Here is a 20,631-nt window from a genome sequence, read left to right on the forward strand (position 1 = left end):
CTCCCTTCAGACGAGAAACCTCATGATACGTCAGTCGGCGCGCAGGACGCTCATCGGGTCGACGCGCGCGGCGCGGCGCGCCGGCAGCAGACAGGCAGCCAGGGTGATCGCAGCCAGGCCCGCGGCCAGCAGGATCACCAGGCGCCCCTCCGGCGGGCGCACGCTGATCGGCGACTGACGCAGCAGGGGGGCCGCTACATAGACGAGCAAGGTCCCGGCGGCAAGTCCGATCGCGGTGAGCCACGTGCCGTGCCGTACCACCGTGGCGGTGATTCGGCGGGCATCGGCGCCGAGCGCCATACGCACGGCGAACTCGCGGAGCCGCGACGTCGTGACGCAGGAGACGACGCCGTAGGTGCCGGTGAGCGCCAGCGCCACCGCGACGACCGCGAACCCGACGATCAACCCCACGAACAGCCGGAACAGCGACAGCGAGTCCTCCACGATCCGATCCATCGTCTTGATCTCGAAGACGGCAAACTGGGGGTCGACGTCGTGCACGATCGATCGCACCGCGCCGACCACCGCGTCGGGCGGCCCGGTGGTGCTGACGGCGAGGGTCATGCCGAGCTCGAGCAGCTCCGACCAGTTCTGCGCGGCGGGGAAGTAAATCTCCGGCTGCGGCGGCCGACCGGGGTGGACGCCGCGGACGTCGGCGATCACCCCGATGATCGTGCCGCGATTCATCCGGCGTCCGACGGGGTCGGCGCTGCCGAACTGCGCCCGCGCCAGCGCCTCGTTGATGATGATGACTGCCGGCGTCGCCCGTGTCTCGGCGCCGCTGAAGCCGCGGCCGCGCACGACGCGGATGCCGAGCGCGCGGAAATAGCCCGGCGTCACATAGCGCAGCTCGATTGGGAACACCTCCGCCAGCGGCGCGCCGCCAACCTCGAAGAGGTCGATGGAGTTGCTGAACCAGCCCCAATTCTGCAGCGGCAGCATCTGGGTCGCGCCGGCGGCACGCACGCCGGGCAGCGCCGCGGCGCGCGCTTCGATCTCGTAGAAGCGCCGCACGAAGCCGTCCTCCGGATGCTCGCCCTCGGACACCGGCAGGCGGCGCCCGAGATGGACGGTCACGACGTGGTCGGTGACCATGCCGAGATCGGTGGCGCGCAGCTGCAGCAGCTCGCGGACCAGCAGCGACGCGGCGACCGCCAGGACGAAGGCGAGAGCGATCTCGGCCACGGCCAGCACGTCGCGCAGGCGGCGCTGCCCGTGCGTCATCGTGCTGCGGTCGCTGGCGCTCTGGAGGGCGCCGCGGCCGTCCTGGCGCCGCGCGATTACGGCCGGCGCCAGCCCGATCAGTACACCGACGAATGCCGACAGCGCGAACAAGAACCCGAACACGCGCCAGTCGAGCGACACCTCCTGCGCGCGCGGGATCTGCGCCGCCGCCAGGGCGAGGACGCGCCGCGTCGTCCACCCTCCCAGTGCGAGGCCAGCCGCGCCGCCGGCCAGCGAGAGCAGCAGACTCTCTGCGAGGAACTGCCGGACGAGGCGCATCGGCGACGCGCCAAGCCCGGCGCGCACCGCCACTTCCCGGTGTCGCAGTGTCATCCGCACCAGGAGCAGGTTGGCGACGTTGGCGCAAGCCAGCGCCAGCACGACGCCGACCGCCGCCAGCAGGAAGAAGAGCGGGCGCGACAGCGCCACGCCGACGACGTCATCGGCGAGCGGCAGCGCCAGAAGACCGCGAGGGCCTCCGCCGCCCTGCGGTGGCGGCAGCCGCGAGGCAATCGCCCTCAGCTCCGCCTGCGCGGTGGCGAGCGTCACGCCGTCACGCAGCCGCGCGACGACGTGCAGGAAACGGCCGCGCGCGGCGATCGCCGGATCGATCGGCAGCCACACGTCGGTGCGCGCCTGGAGCGACGTGCCAGGCAGCAGCGACGCAGACGAGTAGGGGAACTGGAAACCGTCCGGCATGACGCCGATCACCGCCAGCCGGCGCTCGTCGATGACGAACGTCCTGCCGACAACCCCAGGATCGGCGCTGAACTCGCGGCGCCAGAACGCCTCCGAGATCACGGCGACCGCCTCGTCACCGCGCTCGAACGTGCGGCCGGCGAGCGGCGGCACGCCGAGGATGCGGAAGAAATCCGGTTCGGCACGCACGCTCATCACCCGCTGGGTTCGGCCGTCGCGCTGCAGGTAGCGGCCGCCGGCTTCATAGCCGGCCAACGCTTCGAGCGAGGTCGCGGCCCGGCGCACTTCGCCGAGGTTCAACACGCTGTCGCGCTGCGGCGTCAACCGGCTCGCGCCGTAGATCGACACGAGGCGATGCGGCTCCAGGAAGGGCAGCGGCCGCAGCACCAGCCCGTTGACCACGCTGAAGATCGCGGCGTTGGCGCCGATGCCGAGCGCCAGCGAGGCGATCGCCGTCAACGTGAAGGCCTTCTGCCGCGCGAACCCGCGGGCGGCGTAACGGACGTCCAGCACGATATCGTCCAGCCAGCGCCAGCCCCAGGCGTCGGCGGCGTCCTCGGCGTGGATGGCGCGATTGCCGAACTGCCGCCGCGCCGCCGTGTGCGCGTCGGCGGCGGGCAGGCCGTCGGCTTCGAGCCGCTGCTGGCGCAGTTCGAGGTGCAGACGCATCTCGTCGTCGAGATCGCGCGCCAGACGGCGCCGCGCCGACAGTGCGATCAGTCGGCGCGCGATCTGGGAGAGCCGGGACACGTCAGTTCGCCTCGATGACGCGGGAGATGGCGCCGGTGACGCGCTTGAATTGCGCCGTCTCGGCCTCGAGCTGGCGGCGGCCGTCGCGGGTGAGCCGGTAGTAGCGGGCGCGGCGATTGTCGGCCGTCGTCCCCCATTCGCCGATGATCCAGCCCTTCACCAGCATGCGCTGCAGCGCCGGGTAGAGCGAGCCCTCTTCGACGGTCAGCACCTCGCCGGACGATCGCTCGATGGCGTCGGCGATTTCGAATCCGTGCAGCTCGCCGGCGCGGACGAGTGTCTTCAGGATGAGCAGGTGGAGCGTGCCAGGGGGAATCGCATCGCGCGGCATGGCTGTGACATAGAAAGTCTATGTCAGAAGCCCGCCGCGCCGTCAACCTGCTGCTTTGTCTCTCGCCCTTCGCCTTCCGTCGAATTCCTGCGCCTACTGGACGACGATCGAGCCCTGGAACCTGACGTTCGTGTCGTCCTGATGGTCGTGGTAGCCGCAGGTACCGGCGTTGCCGAAGTTGTGGGTGGTCGCGGTTGCTCCGGGCGCGATGATGCCCAAGCCGGCCTCGATGCCCGGACAAGTGCCGTGCTGCGGGTGCGGGTTCGAGGAGATTTCTCGCGATCGCGAGTCGTTGTTGACGAAGGTCACCGTCTGCCCGACCGACACCGTCACCGACAGCGGGTTGGCGCCATTGGCGGTCAGCGTCACCGTGGCACCGCTCGGGCCGCCGGAGCCGGAGTCTTTCACGACCACCGCCACACTGCCGCCGCCGGGAGAGGTCGACGAGCCGCCGCAGGCCGCGAGCATGCCGAGTGCCGCAACCGAGAACACGAGTCGAACGCGATGCTGTGTCATGGGTATCTCAGAAGAACTTGCGTGAAAGGTTGAAGCCGATGAACCAGGATGAATTGTCGATGCCGCCGCGTGCGATCTGACCGAGCGTGGTGCCGAAGCCGTTGGAGAAGTTCAGCTGGAACGTGTGACCGCCGGCCCGCGCCTCGAGCCCGAACGACATCTGATCGACGCCGGGGCGATACCCGGCAAAGCGCGGCGTGATCTCGCCGACGAGGTACGTCGTCGGCCGGATTCGCAGGCGCGTGCCGAGGCCGATCATGCCCGTGTCGGTATCGGTGCTCGGGTCGTTCGGGTTGGTCTTGCTGTTGAAGACGACGATCGGCTCGGCATACAGCGCCGCCACGCGGCCCACCTTGCGCGAGACGAGCACGCCGAGCGCGCCCATCTTCTGCGCCTTCATGTTGTCGAGCCCCTCGTAGGTGGCGATGACGTCGATGCCGAGCGGCCGGCCATCCGGCTTCTGCTGCGAGAGATTCTGCTGACCGAAGATCTGGATCGTCTTGTCGCTGGTCCGGTGGATCCCCACCTGGGTTCCCGGCAGCAGTCCGTAGCGCAGTTCGAGGCCGATGAGCGCCGCCGAGTCGAAGCCGAAGAAGTTGTCGAGCAGGTCGCCGAAATTCCCCTCGCCGAGCGATCGGGTGAAGCGATGGGTCAGGCGGAACGCCAGCTTGTGCTCCGGCATCCGCAGCGTCGTCGGCAGGGCCGCGAGCGCGAAGTCGGGCTGCAGCGGATCGAGCCGGACATCCGGGTCGGAGGCGGCAGGCTGCGTGGCGACCGCTTGCGGGTCGGCCGGCGGCGCGGCGGGCTGTGCGGCGGCCGGCGGCGCCGGCGGCGGCGACGCCGGATCCTGCGCGGCGGCGGGATGCGCGACCGCCAGGGTCAGCGCGAGGGCGCCGGAGGCTCGGACGGCAATCGATCGAAATGTCATCGCTGCTGGAAAGGCAAACGCAATGCCGGCATCGGGTCCGCGGAAAGCATGGATAACAGGGGACTTCACTAACCGGCGGCGAAAATATTTTCGAAAAACGTAAATTACTCGATCCGGTGTTTGGCGAGGTAGTAGCTAAGGGCGCGCTGACTGATCCCCATCGATTCGGCCGCGTCTTTTTTGACCCCGTTGGAGGCGTCGAGCGCCCGCCGCACGGTCTCGCGCTCAGCCCAATCGAGGTTGGCGCGCAGGAGCTGCGAGGGCAGGCCCGCGGGAGGCGGCGCGGCCACGCCGAGCAGCCGCACCACCTCGGGTCCGATCCGCGAACCCGGTGACAGCACCACCGCCCGCTCGATGGTGTTCTCCAGTTCGCGCACGTTGCCAGGCCAGTCGGCCGCCTGCAGCGCGTCGAGCACGCCGGGCTCGAGCCCGTCGATGCGCTTGCCAGCCCGCTGCGCGTGCTTGCGCACGAAATGCTCGACGAGCAGCGCGATGTCCTCGCGCCGCTCGCGCAGCGGCGGCATGTGGATCGGGATGACGTTCAGGCGGTAGTAGAGATCCTCCTGGAACTGTCCCGCAGACACCATCTGCCGCAGGTCGCGGTTGGTCGCCGCGATGACGCGGACGTCGACCTTGTGGCTGCGCTCCGATCCGAGCGGCTCGAACTCCCGCTCCTGCAGCACGCGCAGCAGCTTCGACTGAAGCGGCAGGGCCATCGTCCCGATCTCATCGAGGAAGATGCTGCCGCCGTCGGCCAGCGCGAACTTGCCCTTCTTGTTGTTGAGCGCGCCGGTGAAGGCGCCGCGGACGTGGCCGAACAGCTCCGATTCGAGGAGATTCTCGGGGAGGGCGGCGCAGTTCACCTTCACCAGCGGGTTCTCGCGCTGCGGGCTGTGGAAGTGGATCGCGCGGGCGACCATTTCCTTGCCGGTGCCGGTCTCGCCGGTGATGAGCACGGTGCTCTTCGTCTTGGCCACCATTTCGGCCGTGCGGATTACGTCCTGGACCCGCCGGCTTCGCCCGACGATGCCGTATTGGTTGAACTCCTCGTCGCGCTCCTTGAGCAGGTAGCCATGCTGGGTGCGCAGCCGCTGGTGATCGAGCGCGCGGTTGACGACGACCAGCAGCTCGTCGATCTCGAACGGTTTCTGCAGGTAATCGAGCGCGCCGAGCTTCATCGCCTCGATCGCGCTCTCGACGGTGGCGTGCGCGGTCATCAGCAGGATCTGCGGCCGCTCCTCGGCCGGGGTCGTGGCGACCAGCTCGCGGATCAAGTCCAGCCCGGTCAGCTCGGGCATCAGGTTGTCGAGCAGCAGGACGTCGAAGGTGCCGCGGGCGAGCAGCCGCTGCGCCTCGTGGGGGCTGCCGACCGCGACGACTTCGTGCCCCTCCTCGCGCAGCGCCTGCGCCAGCGCATTGCGGATCTTGGCCTCGTCGTCGACAAGCAGAATGGTGCCGGTGGCTCTGGTCATGCGCGTCGCGAATCGAGGGGGAGCTCGATGCGGACGTCCGTGCCCCGATCGCGGGTGCTCGCCACGCTAATCCGTCCCCCCAGTCCTTCGATGATGTTGCGCGAGATCGCAAGACCGATGCCGGTTCCGGTGCGCCGGGTGGTGAAGAAGGGATCGAAGATGCGGGGGAGGTCTTCCGGGGCGATTCCGGCCCCCCGGTCCGAGACGACGATCTCGAACCGCTGCCGGTCGAGGCGTGAGGTCAGGACCCGGATAGGGGCTCCGTCGTGGCGGGGGTGCGCCTCGACCGCCTGGGTGGCGTTGCCGATGATGTTGAGCAGCGCCTGGCGCAGGCGGCCGGCGTCGGTCGTCACCGGACCGATCGCCGGATCCAGGTGCACCGACACCTGCACATGCGGGGAGGTGGCGGCGGCGGCACGGACAGCCTCTTCGATCAGCGCGCCGGCGTCGGCGGCGTCGAGCTCGAACCGGATCGGGCGGGCGAAGTCGAGGACCTCGGAGACGATGCGGTTCAGGCGGGTGATCTCTTCGTCGATGTCCTTGGCGGCGTCCTGGACCTGCGCCGCGGTGGCCTCGTCGCGGCGCAGCGCGCGCAGCGAGGTCTTGATGATCATCAGCGGGTTGCGGATCTCGTGGGCGATGACGGTCGAGAGCCGGCCCAGCGACGACAGCCGCTCGCGCTGATTCGCTTCGCGCTGGAAGCGCTCGATCGAGTCGGTCATCGCGTTGAAGGTCGTGGCGAGCAGCCGCGCGTCTTCGTCCTGCCAGCGGCCGTCCGGCGGCGGAATGCGGCGGCTCAGGTCGCCGCTCGCCGCCATCTCGCGCATCGTCGAGGTGATGGCGCCGACCGGGCGCGTCACGGTGCGCGCGATCGCGTAACTGAGGAGGGTGGCTGCGAGGACGGCGACGAACGCCGTCAGCGCCAGTTCGGTGTGCAGCTGGCGTAGGAACAACAGCCGTTCGGTCTGCGAGCGCAACACGATGGCCATCGGCTGGCCGCTCGATCCCGCGGGACCAAGCGCAACCGCGGACCCCAGGTAGTCGTCACCGTTCAGCACCACCTGCGCCGTCGTCCCCTGCTTGGCCAGCAGCGGCGCCAGCGCCGGCCAGGTCGACTCGGGCAGCGTAGCGATCCGCACCTCGCCGTTCAGGCCGAAGGCGATCTCGCTGTTGGTCAGCTGCTTGAAATTGGCGGCCTCCTTGATGCCGAGGCGGGCGCCCAGGATCAGCGTGCCCATGACGTCGGGCTGGACGGGATCGATCCAGATCGGCACCGCCTTGACCAGCAGGATGCCGCGCGGCTCCGGCCAGAACGCTTCCGTTTCAGTGGTCGTGGTGCGGCCCCTGAGGAGAACCGACTTCAGCGCCGCGTCCGGCGCTTCGCTCTCGCCGACCCGCGCCAGCACCTGCCCTTGGTTGTCGGCCATTGCGAACAGATCGGCGTTCACGAACTGCTGCGCGTACTCCTGCACGATCGGACGCACCGTGGCCGGGTCGTGAGTGTCGACGGCCGCCTTGATGCGCGGCGTGTCGGCGATGAAGCGCGCGTCGCGAACGAGGCTCTCAAACAGGATGCGGCGGTACTCGTTGACCAGCCCGGCCGCTTCGTCGAGGCCGCGGGCCAGCTCGCTCTGCGCCTGCGCCGTCACCGCCCGGTTGACGATATAGATCGCGACGCTGGTCAGAAGGACGGCGAGCGTCGCCGTCGCGAAAAAGATCCGGTTGGTGAGTGAGGAGAAGACGTTCATCGGATTGTGAAGTCGGCGTCGACCCGGGCCGCGTCGCCCACCGTGATCGCGCGCCTCGGCGCGTCGCCGCGCATCGCCTCGTTCCACACCATCAGCGTATAGGTGCCGGCCGGCACGCCGTCGATCTGATAGCGGCCGTCGTCGCCGGTCACCGCGAAGTAGCGATGCGCGAACACCAGGATGAACGCGCTCATGTGCGAATGGATCTCGCAGAAGACGCGGACGATGCCCGGTTGATCGAAGAGGACCGACTCGGAATGGCCGACGGCGTAGCGTCCGAGGTTGAACTCCCTGGCCTTCGATAGCGAGAAGACATTGTGATAGGTCTTGTCGTCGTTGGGGAAGTCGACGGAGGTGCCGGTGGTGACGGCGAGGATGTGCGGGACGAAGCGTTCGTTGCGCTGGTCCATGCGCGCGTGCCGGCGATCGCCCGACTCGAACGCGGCGCGCGGCGCGCTCTCGAGATAGACGACGCTGCGACGGCGATCGAGCGCGTCGCGGGTGTTCCCCATGCCGAGGGCGGCCGGATCGGGGCGGACGTCGGCGGACGGCGCCACCCGGACGTCGACGCGGCCGACGATCGCTCCCGCGAGCGGCGAGGCGCGCGGCGCGAGGCGCGACAAGACGGACGCCGGCAGCCCGAAGCTGGCCGCCGGCCGCGGCAGGACACCGGAGACTGCGAAGAAGGCGATGGCGGCCGAACCCGCAAGCGCGCGCATCTAGAACCAGTAGGCGAGCTGTCCCGAGACGTAGGTGCGCTCCTGGACGCGGCCGCCGTCGCGCCAGTTGCGCTGGACGATGGCGCGGAGCGTCAGGTTGCGCTGCAGGTTGACGCCGCCGCCCGCCTCGACGCGCGTCACCGGCGCGTCCCACGGCGTGGGTTGGCCGCCGAACAGCCGCTCCCCGGTGATCCGCGAGAACGTCAGGCGATCGCCGCGCGCGCCGAGGAACACGCGCGGCCCGACCCGGTAGCGCATCTCGAGGTAGGCGGCGGTGGCGCCGAGCGGCGCGTCGATGAACGGCTTGTTGATCTGCGGCAGCGACCAGCGGCTGTGGATGGCCTCGCCGCGGACGATCCAGTAGCCGCGCGAGTACTCGCCGTCGACACCGAGAGCCTCCTGCGTATAGTCGTGTGGCCCGAGCGCGGGTTCGTACGCGTCGACGATCGCCTGGTCGAGAAAGGCGCCGCGAGAGCCCGAGGCGCCGAGCACGAGACCGACCACCGGTTTCCATGCGGCGCGCCCCGACCACTGGCGGCCGTGATTGTCGTCACGGACGCGCGGGTTCGAGAGCGTGCCCGCGGTCACGGCAACCGCCGCCTCGACCCGGCCGCCTGCATAGTTGGCCTCGATGCCGGTGTCCCAGCGATACGTGCTCACAATCGGCACGCCCGGGGCCGGTGTCTGGTCGCCAACCGGGTAGCTGGCCCGCCAGCCGCGGGCCCGCATGAGCAGCAGGTCGTCGGCCGAGGCGGGCACGGCGTCGGAACGGACCGACGTGAGGTACTGATAGGCGAGCGGCACGCCGATGAGCGCGTCGTCGCTGCCATATGCCCGCCGCCCGAACGTGCCGAACACCGGCGGGATCCGGCCGGCCTGAATGTCGAGCGGATGGTTGAGCCAGGGGCGCACCCGCGCGTACATCGCATAGGCGGCCAGGTAGTCGAGGTCCTCCGAGCGGATTTCGGTGAGGAAGGCGAACCGCGAGGACGGGCGCCACATCCCTGAGAGCGCCAGCCGGAACATGCGCAGGGCATTGTGCTCGTAGTCGGTGTAATTGAAATAGGCCTCGTGGTCCGGACTGCCGACGGTGGCCGTCACCTCCCCGGCGATGGTCACCGTGCCGCGGGCGGTTTCAATCGGACCGGCGGGCAGCGCCTGCATCAGGAGACAGAGGGCAAGCCATCGCACGCCAAACATGAGTGTTATATAGTTAAAACGTGGCCTACATCATCTGCGAGCCGTGCATCGGCACGAAGGATACCGCGTGCGTCGACGTGTGCCCGGTGGATTGTATCCACCCGCGCAAGGACGAACCCACGTTCGCGACCGCCGAGCAGCTGTACATCCACCCCGACGAGTGCATCGATTGCGGCGCGTGCGTGCCGGCCTGCCCGGTCGAAGCGATCTTCGCGCTCGACGAGACACCCGACAAGTGGAAGGCGTTCATCCCCAAGAACACCGAGTTCTTCCAGTCGTAGCCCCGCGGGCGGCCGCGACACGCGGCGCGCGGGTTCACCCGTCCGTCTTCGCTGCGGTCGGCGGCTCCGGGCGGCTCAGCTCGTGGCGGGCCCGCAGCCGCTCGGCGCGGCGTTGCTCCGCTTGCCGAGCCTTCTGGCGTTCCGTGTCGGTCTCGAGCAGGAGCGGCGGAATTGGCACCCGGCGTCCCTCCGTGTCGATCGAGACGAACGTCAGGTAGGCCCGGCTCGTCATCCGCCGCACCCCGGTGGTGATGGCCTCGGAGAACACCTCCACCTCCACTTCGAGCGACGTGCTCCACGCCGCGGTCACCCGCGACTCGAGGATGATCAGATCCCCCACTTTGATCGGATGGAGGAACTGAAGCCCGTCGACCGCGGCCGTCACCAGCAGGGTGCGCGTGTGGCGGTGGCAGGCGATGGCGCCGGCGATGTCGATGAGATGCATCACCGTGCCGCCGAGAATGAAGCCAAGCGGGTTGGCGTCGTTCGGCAGCACCACCTGCACCATCTGCGTCGCGGACTCGCCGGCCCGCTTCGGCGTCAATTGTTCTGACATTTCGCGTCGAGAAACGACCGCACCGTGAGCCGCAGATCGGGCGGCAGGTCGTCGTCGCAGAGCGATCGCAGCAGCGCGACCGTCGACTCGTAGGTGTGGAGCTGCGCCACGCAGCGCGGACAGCGGGCGAGATGGGCTTCGAGCTCGGAGCGAAGGTCGGGCCGCAGCTGCCGTTCGAGGTAGTCAGCGAGTAGTTTGACCACCGAACTGCAGCCGCAACCCATGTTCCTTCGTGTCCTTCGTTTCCTTCGCGTCCTTCGGGTGTTCAGATCAGAAGTCGTACCCGATCCAGACCGAGAACTTCGGATGGCGCAACCAGGCGCTGCCGCTGCTGAAGCCGTCGAGCGACGCCTGGTAGGAATAGACGTAGTCCTCCCACGGCTTGTTGAGGAGCGTGCGCCAGGCCCAGTCGAAGTGGATCGGAAAGCCGAGCGCGAAGGTTTCGAGGCCGATGCCGTAGGAGGCCTCGCTGTCGACCAGGCGCAGGCCGTCGATGGTGTAGGGAGTGCCGTAAACGGGTGTGACGGCGCCGGTGAAGAAGTCCGACGTGTAGCCGGTCACCGGGACGACCGTCTGGGGATCGTGGCGGGTGACGTTGAACGGCACGTTGGAGACCTGCTGGCCGCCGAAGTTGACGAACCCGACCGCGCGCAGGCCGCCGACCACGCCGAACGGCGTCAGCGCGGCTTCGATCACCGGGAAGCGCAGCTCGGCGTTGCCGAAGAACGCGCGACTGCCGAGGAACTGCAGATAGTCATAGCCTCGCAGCTCGGAATTGCCGCCGAAATAGAGGTATGACGGATAGTCGCCCCAGCTGCGCAGGCCGCGGAAGCGGAACGCGAGCACGCCGTTGCTGGCGAGGCGGATGTACTTGCGCGCGTCGATATCGAGCGTCTGGCGTCCGATGAAGCTGTTGCCCAGCTTCGGCGAGAACTCGACGCCGGCGCGAACCGTGTTACCCGACAGCGGGCCGTATTCGCGGAACACCGTGGTCTCGCGCACGTAGGCGGCGCCGAGCGGCATCAGGTTGCCGTTGGCGAACAGGCTCTGCCCGTAGACCTGCTGCTGGTAGGAGTCGGCCGCCGACTGCAGGTCGGGGTTGTCGTAGGACTGGCTGAAGTTCATCAGCCCGGCGGTCAGCTCGAGGCGGGCGTAGCGGTTCAGCGGGTAGATGCCGAAGGCGGTGCCGCCCTTCTCGCTCTGCGTCGAGATGGAGTCGCTGTGGCTGAGGAAGCCGTACTGCGCGGCGTAGTAGGTGCCGGGATCGTTCGCGTAGTAGAACTGGGTCAGCGAGAAGCCCTGCAGCGCGTACTGCAGGCGGCGCGACAGGTTCAGATAGCCCACCGACATCGAGCGGTATTGCGAGATCGACTCGGCGAAGATGTTGAACTGCTGATCGCCCAGCACGTCGGTGAACGTCACCTGCGTGCCGCCGAAGAAGTCGCCGCTGCTGGTCACGCCGACGTTGACCGGCGGCCGCCCCTCGAGGAACAGCTTCTCGAACCGGCCCTTCGACCGCGAGTTCGCCTTGACGAAGGTGTGGCTGAGCGGCGGCTGGAAGTCGATGATCGGCCCGGGCGATCCGAAGTCCGCGCTGGCGACCGTGTGCAGCGGCTCTTTGTTGGACGGGATGGCATGGATGCCGTATTCGCCCTTGTTGTAGGTGACGAAGGCGATGCGCTGCTGCTTGTCCTCGCCGGTCAGCGGCACCTCGGAGACGTTGCCGCCGAGCGCGTCGGTGTACTGCCGCAGCTCGTTCGTCTTGAGATTGAGCGTCCAGACGTTGTAGATGTTGCCGTTCTTGGCGACGTCGGGGCTGATCGGCTGGTTCGGGTCGAGCGCCGTCGACGGGAACACGATCGTGTCCGGATCGAGGAACCGCGCGGCGCCGTCGTCGTGCGTGCCGAAGGTGAGCTGCGTCTTCTTGCCCGAGGCGAGATCGAGACGAAACAGTTTGTTGTCGCCGCTGACCCGCGCGATGTAGACGATCGACTTGCCGTTGGGCGCCCAGGCCGGCCCGTAGTCGCCGAACGGATCGTCGGTGAGGTTCTTGATCTCGCCGGTCTCGAGGTCGATCGTGAAGATGTCGCCGACGGCGTCGCGCAGGCCGGCGAAGGCGGCGAGCTTGCCGTCGGGGCTGATCGCCGGGGATTCGGCCAGATCGACCGACTTCAGATCGAAGCGCTTTTCGATCTTCTTGGTGAGCACGTTCTGGAGGATCAGCTCCTTCTGCTTCTCGTGCCGCGTGAAGTAGGCGATGCGGTCGCCGACCGGCGACCACGACATCCAGGACACCGCGTTGCCGCGGAAGCCGCCCGGGCTCGAGATGTACTCGAAGCCGAAGCCGGTATTGAAGCCGCTGGTCAGATTGCGAATGACCTTGCCGTCCTTGGTGGAGAGCAGGATGATGTCGAGCTCCTGGTCCTTGCGGTTGCCGGCCGCCACCGCGACCAGGTCGCCGGAGGGGGACGGCTCGATCGAGATCACCGAGACGAAGTCGCTCTTGCCGCGTTTGGGCGCGAGATCCTTCCCGTAGTCCTGCGGCCGTTCCTTGTCGCGGAACGGCTTGAAGCGATCCTTCATGTACTTGTCGAACGCTTCGTCGAACTCGTCGGGCTTCAGCTTGAACGCTTCCTCATAGGCGCTGTCGCCGCCGCCGATCACGCTCTTGCGCAGCGCGAACAGGAACTGCCGCAGCCCTTCTTTCCCCCATTTCGCTTCGATGAACTCGAAGGCCGCGTGTCCGAGGTTGTAGGGGAGGCGCCCGTCGGCGAACTGCACCCCCTCGAAGTCGCTCATCGGCGGAATGATGTCGTTGATCGCGGCATCGCGCACCGACATCAGGTCGAACGGATCCCAGTAGCCGGTCATGTAGTCGGAGAGACCCTCGTCGACCCATAACGGCAGCCCGCGCCGCAGCAGCGTGCGGGGGATGATGTCGAACTCGAAGATGTGCGTCAGCTCGTGGGTAATGAGGTGGTAGAGCTCATCCGACGGCTGATCGATGGGCAGCACCATGCGATCGCGGTAGGGCTCGGCGAAGGCGAGCACCCCTTCGGGCATCTCCGTCGGATCGACGTTCTGCTGCTGGAACTCGCTCTCCGTCTTGTAGAGGATGAGCGGCACCTTGAAAGCCAGATCGTGCTTGAGGTCGGCGCTGACCTGCTGGTAGGCGCTCTCGGCGTAGCTGGCGACCCGCTCGATGTGCTTCTCGATTTCCGGGTAGTAATAAATCTCGAAGTGATCGGTCGTGTAGATCTGCCAGTCGAAGTGGTTGTAGTGGATCCGGTTCTTGTTGAAATACGGCACGAACGGCGTCTGCGCGCTCGTGGCGACGACGCTGGCCGCAAAGACGAACGTAAAGAGGGCCAGGCCTCTCCTCATGATGCCACCTCGATACTGCCGATGTTACTGTGACTAGGACGTTTGCCGCAACGCACCGGATCCCCGGCAGAACCGGCTCCCGTTGCGCGCAGCAAGCCATGTGCCTGCCGGCGGCCTCGCAATAGCCCGCAAGTCCGGCGTTCGGGCAGGCCGGTCTGTCCCCGGGCGGCAACGCGCGGTGTCCTCCCCGCTATACAATGCTGGAATAAACCCGCCCCGCGCCGGTGTTCTATCCAGAAGACGCGCGCTGCGGCCTTCGCATGGCATTCCGCCACCCGATCCAGACCGGCAGCGACGACCGCGCGTTCGCGGAGGCCGCGCTCTCGCACATCGACAGCCTCTATGGGACGGCCTTGCGGCTGACCCGGCGGGCCGCCGATGCGGAAGATCTCGTGCAGGACACGTATCTGAAGGCGTTTCGGTCCGCGCACCAGTTCCAGACGGGCACGAACCTGAAGGCTTGGCTCTTTACGATCCTTCACAACACCTTTCGTAATTCGAGACGGCACGACGGGCGTAATCCCGTGGATGTAGACAGCGAAGCGGTGGAGCGGGCGGCAGATGAGGACGGGGCAGCGCAATCGCCGGAGCAGATCCTCATGCGGGCCACCCTCGACGCCGATCTCCAGGCGGCGCTCGATTCGCTGCCCGACGCGTTCCGCGCCGCCGTCTGGCTGCGGGACGTGGAGGACCTGAGCTACGCCGAGATGGCGAAGGTGCTCGACGTGCCGATCGGGACGGTGATGTCGCGGATTTCGCGCGGCCGCCGGGCGTTGTTCGGAGCGATGCAGGCGCGACGCGTTCGGACGCAGGAGCTCGAGATGGCTAGGAAACATGGCTGACGACATCGGAACCTGCAGCGACCTCGAGCCACGGCTGGCGCCTTACATCGACGGCGAGGACACGGCGCCGGCGCGACGCGCCGTCGAGGACCACCTGCGCACCTGTCCGGGGTGCGAGCGGCTGGTTCGCGACGAAGTCGCCGCGCGCGAGATGCTGCACCGCCGCCGCGAGGCACTCTCGGCGCACGCGCCAGAGGGACTGCGGGCGCGCTGCGGCGGGCTGTCGGTCTCGGCTCCCCGTCCTGAGTCCGCCGACCTCCGTCCCGCTTCCACCATCGTTCGCACCTCGCCCTCCGCCCTCCGCCGCTGGGCGCCGCTGTCGCTGGCAGCGACGCTGGTGCTGGCGGTCGCCGGGGTCATCGCCTTCGGCCTCAACGACCGCGTGCAGGCGCTGGCGGCGAGTCTCGCGGTGGATCACGTGAAGTGTTTCAAGGTGAATGGAACGGCGGGCGAGGCGGACGCCCAGGCGTCAGAGCGCGCGTGGCAGCAAGGCGAGGGCTGGCCGATTGCCGTGCCGCAAACGGCGCCGTCGCAGGCGTTGAAGCTGATCGGCGTCCGCCTCTGTCTCTCGAGCGACGGCCGCGTCGCTCACCTCATGTACACCTGGGGCGGCGAACCGCTGTCGGTGTACGTGCTGCAGGCCGACGCCGGACACGATGAGACCGCCCACCGCATGGGCGCGCAGGAGATCATCTGGCGCGCCAATCACCGCACCTACGCCGTCGTCTCGGGCGACCGCGCCCGCGATCTGACGCCGATTGTCGACTACATGAAGGGGCGCGTCCGATGAGACTGGAACCATGAAGCCACGATGGATTATCGCGGGCGCGGCGACGCTCGCCCTCGCCCTGCTCGTCCTGCCGCTGCTGCGCGCGCCGCGTACCGGGGAATCGCTGAAAACTGCCGCCGGCGGCCCGACGCCGGGCAAGGCCGGCTCGTCCTGCGACGCCACCGGCCGGGCGACCTTCGACTTCGTGCTGAAGGATCAGAACAACCTGCCGGTGAAGCTCGCCGAGTACAAGGGCAAGGTGGTCCTCGTGAACTTCTGGGCCACCTGGTGCGGCCCCTGCAAGATGGAGATTCCCGACATGGTGAAGCTCTACTCGCAGTACAAGGACAAGGGCCTCGTGGTCGTCGGCGTCTCGATTGACGACAGCCCTGAGCAACTGCAGGCGTTCATGCACGAGTACCGCATGAACTATCCGGTGGTGCAGATGCGGCCGGAAGTGGAGGACGCGTGGGGACCGTTCTACGGCTACCCGACGTCGTTCATCGTCGGGCGCGACGGCACGATCTGCACGAAACACATCGGTCCGGCGACGCACGACCAGTTCGAGGCGGAGATCAAGCCGCTCCTCTCTCTACCTCTGTAGGGTCGGCTCAATTTCCAAACGCCACAGTAGTCGACTGGGAGTTGGACGTTGGGGTTGGGAGCTGACGGCGCCGCCGCCGTCTAACTCTCTTCTTCGAACTCTTCTTCGAGCGGCGGAAGCGCGCGCGTCGGGGGACGCAGCGCTTCGCGGTAGTCGTAGAGCGGCAGACCGGTGACGTGGATCGTGAGCGGGCAGCCGGGCGCCTTCTGTTCGACGACGACCGTGACCGGACTGCCTTCGACGCCGTCACGGAAAGACAGCCGGCAGCCGCAGGCGAGACGAGCGTGTTCGAACCCCTTCAGCATTCCGCGCGATTGTACTACAGCGCAAGCGGCCAGTGGCGAGGAGCGACGAGCCCGGAGCCTGGCCGGCCGCCCCGAGGCGGCTCATCCGATCCGCAGGTTCGCGACGAGCGGCAGGTGGTCGGACGCGATCAGCGCCTTGCGGGTACGCGGCATCTCGACGCTCGTCACTTCGACGGCGCCGTCGAAATAGATGTGATCGAGGTGGACGACCGGGAAAATCCCCGGATAGGTGCGCCGCCGCTTCAGATACTGCGAGATGTCGACGCTCTCGAAGAGCGACGATAGCGTCTTGGTGGCCAGCCCCTTCATCCACTCGTTGAAGTCGCCGAGCAGGATCTTGGGTCCGGCGACGCGCCGGTCGTGCACGAAGGAGGCGAGACGCTTGGCCTGGTAGCGCCGCTCGAGCACGGCCGTGCCGAGGTGGACGTTGTAGACGTGCAGGACGTGGCCGCCGATGTCGAGATCGGCACGCTGACAGTGACGCGGCTCGCAGGTCCGCCAGGACAGATCGCAGTGGCTGTGATGGACGATGGGATACCGGCTGAGGACGACGTTGCCATACTGATGCTGGCGCAGCGTCCGCACGCAGTTCATCACCCAGCCCATCGCGAGCCCGGCGCCGATCTCCTCGGCCTGTCCGGCCGCCGCCGGCCCCGCGCCAATGACCTCCTGCAGCGCAACGACGTCGGCGTCGATGTCGCGCAGGACGTCGACGATGCGCGCCGGCACGACGCGCCGGTCCATGCCGCGGCCGCGGTGGATGTTGTAGGTGGCGATCCTGACCTCGGTCATGGACGGCTGCGGCCGGCAGCGTGCCGATTCATTGTTGCCGTTCCAGGATCCACACGAACGGGCCCACGATCTTCTCCCACAGCGGCCGGCGCTGCCACTGCTCGAGCGTCACCGGCTGGCTGACGAGAAGATCGCGCTCGTAATCGGCGAGCAGGCGCGCCGCCACCGCCGCGTCGCGCAACGCGATGTTGTCTTCGTCGTTGTGCTCGAACGACCGGTTGTCGATGTTGGTCGTGCCGAGCACCGCCCAGAGATCGTCGACCAGCAGGATCTTCGCGTGCATCATCGCCCCGTTGAACTCGAAGATGCGGATCCCCGCAGACAGCAGCTGCCCCCACATGCGGCGGCTCGCCAGCCGCACCCATTGCTGGTCGGTTTTCGCACCCGGCACGATCACCGTGATCGCGACACCGCGCTGCGCCATGTTGACGAGCCCGCGCCGCAGGGCGCGATCCGGCAGGAAGTACGGCGTGCCGATCCGGACGGTGTGGTCGGCCCCTTCTAACAGCAGCTGGAAGGTCACCCGCGACGCGGTCGCGCGATCGGACGGCGAGCTCTTGATGACGAACGCCGTCGTCTCGCCGCAGGGCTTGAGGTCGGGAAAGTAGTCGGGGCCGGTGAGGATCTCGCCACAGCATTCGAGCCAGTTCTCCGCAGCAACCCCCTGCAAGGCTGCGACCACCGGCCCCTCGACCCGCGCCATCGTGTCGCGCCACGGCCGGCGGCGTCCCCGCTGCGGGTGCATCCACCAGTCGGCGATGCCGGCGCCGCCCGCGAACGCGGTGGTCCCGTCGACCACCAGCAGCTCGCGGTGAGTGCGGTTGTTGATGCGGTGTATCGAATACCACCGCATCGCCTGGTAGGACACGATGCGGCAGCCCGCGGCGCGCAGCCGCGCCACCGGTCGGCCCCACAGCGAGAAACTGCCGATCGCGTCGACGACGATCGTCACGTTGACGCCGTTGCGCGCGCGCTCGCTGAGCGCGTCGATGAACTGGTCGGCGACGCGCCCGTGCCGGAAGATGTAGCACTCCAGGTTGATCGCCCGTTTGGCGCCGCGGATCGCCTCGAGCATCGCGGGGTAGAACGCCGGGCCGTCGGTATAGATGGTGATCCGGTTGCCGTGATGCAGCGCCGCCTGGCAGGTCGACTGGATGGTGTAGAGGAAGTCCTTGTGATGGACGGACGTGCGCTGCGACAGGTGATAGTTGATGGCGGGGGTGAAAAAGACGACTAGGGCGAGCCAGACCAGGAACACGCCCCCGGTCACCGCGAGCCAGGTCATCAGCGGGCCGAGGGCGCCGCGACGATCGAGGCCAACTGCAGCGTCAGCGTGGCGCGGGCACTGTCGGAGTCCACCCGGAACGCCGTGCCGACCGCCTGCAGCGCCGACAGCCGCTGCGGCCGGCCGAGATCGCTCTCGTCGACAGCCGGCGAGGCGACCGCGAAGTATTCGCCTGGCGGCAGACCGGCGACATGCCAGCGGCCGTTCTGATCGGTGAAGGTAAGCCGCAGGCGCCGGCTGGTGCGCAGCCGGTATCCGGGCTCGCTCGAGCAGATCAGCACGCCGGTATTGGCCACCGGCCGCTTGCGCGCCGTTTCCACCAGGCCGCCCACTTCGGACGCGCGATCGGTGATGACGATGCGCACGTCGCGGATCTGATCGCGGTCGTTCACCGCCAGCCGCAGGTCGGTGATGTCGGTGCCGCGCGAGAACACGCTCTTCAGCACCCACGGCTCCGCGAGGCCGTCGACGACGATCTGGTGGTCGCCCTTCATGACGCCGCGCAGCGCGAACGAGCCGTTCGTCTGCACTGCCCCCGTCAGCGAGTCGCCGAACGCGCTGCCGTCGACCAGCGGCGCGCGGACCCTGAGCGCCGCGAGATCGGGCTTCGCGCCGCTCGAGGATTCGACCGTGACCGCTCCGTCGAGCGTCCCGCCCGGCCGCAGCGTCAGTCGGATGCCGTCGATGTCATCGCCGGCGACCTCGATGGAGTAGAGCGCGAAGAGGGCCGGCGAGCGCGCGTCCGTCTGCGCGCGCGCGCGGATCAGATAGTGGCCCGGCGCGACGCCGCTGAACGCGAAACGCCCATCGGGCCAGAGCTCCGGCGCGTCGGGAGCCACGAACGGAACGCCTTCCCCCTCGATCGAGGTCAGGACCATCGCGCCGTTCGCGAACGGGCGCGCATCATATGAGGTCAGCCGCCCGGCGACCCGCGCCGGCGGAACGAGCTGCAGCTTGAATTCGATTCGCTGCGGAGTGGCGGCGGCGACGATCACCGTGCGCGCCCGATCCGCTTCGCTCGTACCCGGGTAGTAGGTCGAGGAGTAGTGCTGCACGCCGGTCGGCGTACTGAGGTTGGCGAACGCCGGGTCGCCGGCGCTCACATAGTACGCGCCGGGCGTGAGACCGAACAGGCGGAACTCGCCGCGGTCGTCAGTCTGCGCGCTTGCCACCGAGAAGAGCATCTCGCGACCGTCCTGATAGCGGGTGACGAGGGCATCGACGATCGCCCCCGCAAACGCGGCGCCATCCTCGTCGAATATGCGCCCGGCGATCACGCCGCCGGCGACGAGGGGCAGGTCGATGGCGGTGACCTGCTGCCCGGTGCTGACATTGACCGGCGTACCGATCGCGGCGCGCGCCTGGCCGTAGGTCAGCGGCGCATATCCCGTGCGCGTCGCGGTGACGGTGTACCCTCCCGGTGGAAGATCGGCGAGCGTGTACTTCCCATCGCTTCCCGTGATGGCGACGCGAGGTTCCGGCAGGGCGGGCGACACGGCCACCACTCGCGCCCGCGCCAGCGGCGCGTCGTCCGCCGCACTCGTCACGGTTCCGCTGATCCGCGCCGTGCGGCCCACCATCGCCTGTTGCGGCGGCGCGGGAGAGGGGGAGGCGGCGGCGAGGTGCGCGACCGCGACCGCGGCGAGCACGAGCGTCATCGCACTATCATAACCGGGGTGCCAAAGGTGCCAAGGTGCCAAGGGGTGCGAAGGGTGCTGGTGCTAAGGGTGCTGGGTGCGAAGGGTGCTGGGTGCGAAGGGTGCTGGTGCGAAGGGTGCTGGTGCGAAGGGTGCTGGTGCGAAGGGTGCTGGCGCTAAAGGTGCTGGGTGCGAAGGGCGCTGGGTGCTAAAGGTGCTGCTGCGAAGGGTGTTGTGCGCGCTGCTTGTGTTGGTGGTCGTGGGCGGGTGCGGGCGCGAGGAAGCGCCTCCGATTCGGTTGCGGGGGGCGTGGCTCGTCGTCGAGAACCAGTCGCGGCTCGAGTGGCGCGACGTGTCGGTCGTGGTCAACGGCTATTACAAGGGTGTGGCCCCACGAGTGGCGCCCGGTGGACGGCTCGAGGCGCCGCTCAGCGGGTTCGTGACCGGGTTCGGGCAGCGGTTCAATCCGGCCCGCGAGAAAGTGTCTCGGGTCGAGATCCGCGCGACTGAGGCATCGGGGACGCCGGTCGCGCTCGACTGGGACGGGAATACGGGGAGGCCGCTCGTCGACGACGGCCAGGGGAGGTGA

General features: G+C 68.2%; 20 protein-coding genes. 5 read left to right on the forward strand and 15 right to left on the reverse strand.

All coding sequences use genetic code 11. The features are described 5' to 3' along the window. Window positions 1-30: 30 nt before the first annotated feature. The 8 genes from VGI12_04435 to VGI12_04470 all read right to left on the reverse strand — a co-directional run bounded on the left by VGI12_04435 (window position 31) and on the right by VGI12_04470 (window position 9,587). On the reverse strand, window positions 31-2,673 hold the full coding sequence (locus VGI12_04435) for an ABC transporter permease (protein HEY2431901.1): 2,643 nt from the start codon (window positions 2,671-2,673) through the stop codon (window positions 31-33). Window position 2,674: 1 nt separating this feature from the next. Beyond that, on the reverse strand, window positions 2,675-3,004 hold the full coding sequence (locus VGI12_04440) for a PadR family transcriptional regulator (protein HEY2431902.1): 330 nt from the start codon (window positions 3,002-3,004) through the stop codon (window positions 2,675-2,677). Window positions 3,005-3,097: 93 nt separating this feature from the next. After that, window positions 3,098-3,520 carry a hypothetical protein gene (locus VGI12_04445; GenBank protein HEY2431903.1) on the reverse strand — a complete coding sequence of 141 codons (423 nt, stop codon included), beginning with the start codon at window positions 3,518-3,520 and terminating at the stop codon, window positions 3,098-3,100. Between the two features lie 7 nt (window positions 3,521-3,527). Further along, window positions 3,528-4,448, reverse strand: coding sequence for a DUF5777 family beta-barrel protein (locus VGI12_04450; GenBank protein HEY2431904.1), 921 nt, complete (start codon window positions 4,446-4,448; stop codon window positions 3,528-3,530). A 104-nt stretch (window positions 4,449-4,552) separates the two neighbouring features. Then, the gene (locus VGI12_04455; protein HEY2431905.1) at window positions 4,553-5,920 is read right to left on the reverse strand and encodes a sigma-54 dependent transcriptional regulator; all 1,368 of its coding nucleotides are present in this window, start codon (window positions 5,918-5,920) and stop codon (window positions 4,553-4,555) included. After that, entirely contained in the window at window positions 5,917-7,668 is a 1,752-nt protein-coding gene (locus tag VGI12_04460) for an ATP-binding protein (GenBank protein ID HEY2431906.1), read from the reverse strand. Before VGI12_04460 ends, VGI12_04455 begins: the two co-directional genes overlap by 4 nt. Beyond that, on the reverse strand, window positions 7,665-8,387 hold the full coding sequence (locus tag VGI12_04465; protein ID HEY2431907.1) for a carboxypeptidase regulatory-like domain-containing protein: 723 nt from the start codon (window positions 8,385-8,387) through the stop codon (window positions 7,665-7,667). The genes VGI12_04460 and VGI12_04465 overlap by 4 nt, the downstream gene beginning before the upstream one ends. Next, the gene (locus tag VGI12_04470; protein ID HEY2431908.1) at window positions 8,388-9,587 is read right to left on the reverse strand and encodes a hypothetical protein; all 1,200 of its coding nucleotides are present in this window, start codon (window positions 9,585-9,587) and stop codon (window positions 8,388-8,390) included. A gap of 20 nt (window positions 9,588-9,607) precedes the next feature. Between VGI12_04470 and VGI12_04475 the strand changes: the two genes are divergently transcribed. Beyond that, window positions 9,608-9,868 (forward strand): ferredoxin family protein, encoded by a 261-nt coding sequence (locus VGI12_04475; protein ID HEY2431909.1) that lies wholly within the window; start codon window positions 9,608-9,610, stop codon window positions 9,866-9,868. Between the two features lie 34 nt (window positions 9,869-9,902). On the opposite strand, the gene VGI12_04480 is transcribed toward VGI12_04475, so the two are convergent. The 3 genes from VGI12_04480 to VGI12_04490 all read right to left on the reverse strand — a co-directional run bounded on the left by VGI12_04480 (window position 9,903) and on the right by VGI12_04490 (window position 13,808). After that, on the reverse strand, window positions 9,903-10,424 hold the full coding sequence (locus VGI12_04480) for an acyl-CoA thioesterase (GenBank protein ID HEY2431910.1): 522 nt from the start codon (window positions 10,422-10,424) through the stop codon (window positions 9,903-9,905). Beyond that, entirely contained in the window at window positions 10,409-10,627 is a 219-nt protein-coding gene (locus VGI12_04485) for a zf-HC2 domain-containing protein (protein HEY2431911.1), read from the reverse strand. Before VGI12_04485 ends, VGI12_04480 begins: the two co-directional genes overlap by 16 nt. A 67-nt stretch (window positions 10,628-10,694) precedes the next feature. Continuing rightward, window positions 10,695-13,808 (reverse strand): hypothetical protein, encoded by a 3,114-nt coding sequence (locus tag VGI12_04490; GenBank protein ID HEY2431912.1) that lies wholly within the window; start codon window positions 13,806-13,808, stop codon window positions 10,695-10,697. Window positions 13,809-14,068: 260 nt separating this feature from the next. Here VGI12_04490 and VGI12_04495 point away from each other — a divergent pair, with 260 nt between their 5' ends. Genes VGI12_04495 through VGI12_04505 form a run of 3 tightly spaced genes read left to right on the forward strand, consistent with a single transcriptional unit; the run spans window position 14,069 to window position 16,023 of the window. Beyond that, window positions 14,069-14,650: a sigma-70 family RNA polymerase sigma factor gene (locus VGI12_04495; GenBank protein ID HEY2431913.1), complete on the forward strand. Its 582-nt coding sequence runs from the start codon at window positions 14,069-14,071 to the stop codon at window positions 14,648-14,650. Next, complete coding sequence (locus VGI12_04500; GenBank protein ID HEY2431914.1) at window positions 14,643-15,440, forward strand: zf-HC2 domain-containing protein; 798 nt, start codon at window positions 14,643-14,645, stop codon at window positions 15,438-15,440. The genes VGI12_04495 and VGI12_04500 overlap by 8 nt, the downstream gene beginning before the upstream one ends. A gap of 10 nt (window positions 15,441-15,450) precedes the next feature. After that, window positions 15,451-16,023, forward strand: a complete 573-nt coding sequence (locus VGI12_04505; GenBank protein HEY2431915.1) for a TlpA disulfide reductase family protein — start codon at window positions 15,451-15,453, stop codon at window positions 16,021-16,023. Between the two features lie 80 nt (window positions 16,024-16,103). Here VGI12_04505 and VGI12_04510 read toward each other — a convergent pair whose 3' ends face one another. From VGI12_04510 to VGI12_04525, 4 genes are all read right to left on the reverse strand, one after another. After that, window positions 16,104-16,328, reverse strand: a complete 225-nt coding sequence (locus VGI12_04510) for a hypothetical protein (protein HEY2431916.1) — start codon at window positions 16,326-16,328, stop codon at window positions 16,104-16,106. Window positions 16,329-16,409: 81 nt separating this feature from the next. After that, window positions 16,410-17,120 (reverse strand): endonuclease/exonuclease/phosphatase family protein, encoded by a 711-nt coding sequence (locus tag VGI12_04515; GenBank protein ID HEY2431917.1) that lies wholly within the window; start codon window positions 17,118-17,120, stop codon window positions 16,410-16,412. A 28-nt stretch (window positions 17,121-17,148) separates the two neighbouring features. Further along, complete coding sequence (locus tag VGI12_04520; protein HEY2431918.1) at window positions 17,149-18,405, reverse strand: phospholipase D-like domain-containing protein; 1,257 nt, start codon at window positions 18,403-18,405, stop codon at window positions 17,149-17,151. Then, window positions 18,405-20,063, reverse strand: coding sequence for a carboxypeptidase-like regulatory domain-containing protein (locus VGI12_04525; protein ID HEY2431919.1), 1,659 nt, complete (start codon window positions 20,061-20,063; stop codon window positions 18,405-18,407). Before VGI12_04525 ends, VGI12_04520 begins: the two co-directional genes overlap by 1 nt. A 184-nt stretch (window positions 20,064-20,247) precedes the next feature. Between VGI12_04525 and VGI12_04530 the strand changes: the two genes are divergently transcribed. After that, entirely contained in the window at window positions 20,248-20,631 is a 384-nt protein-coding gene (locus tag VGI12_04530) for a hypothetical protein (protein HEY2431920.1), read from the forward strand.

This window comes from Vicinamibacterales bacterium (assembly GCA_036496585.1).
GTDB lineage: Bacteria > Acidobacteriota > Vicinamibacteria > Vicinamibacterales > 2-12-FULL-66-21 > JAICSD01.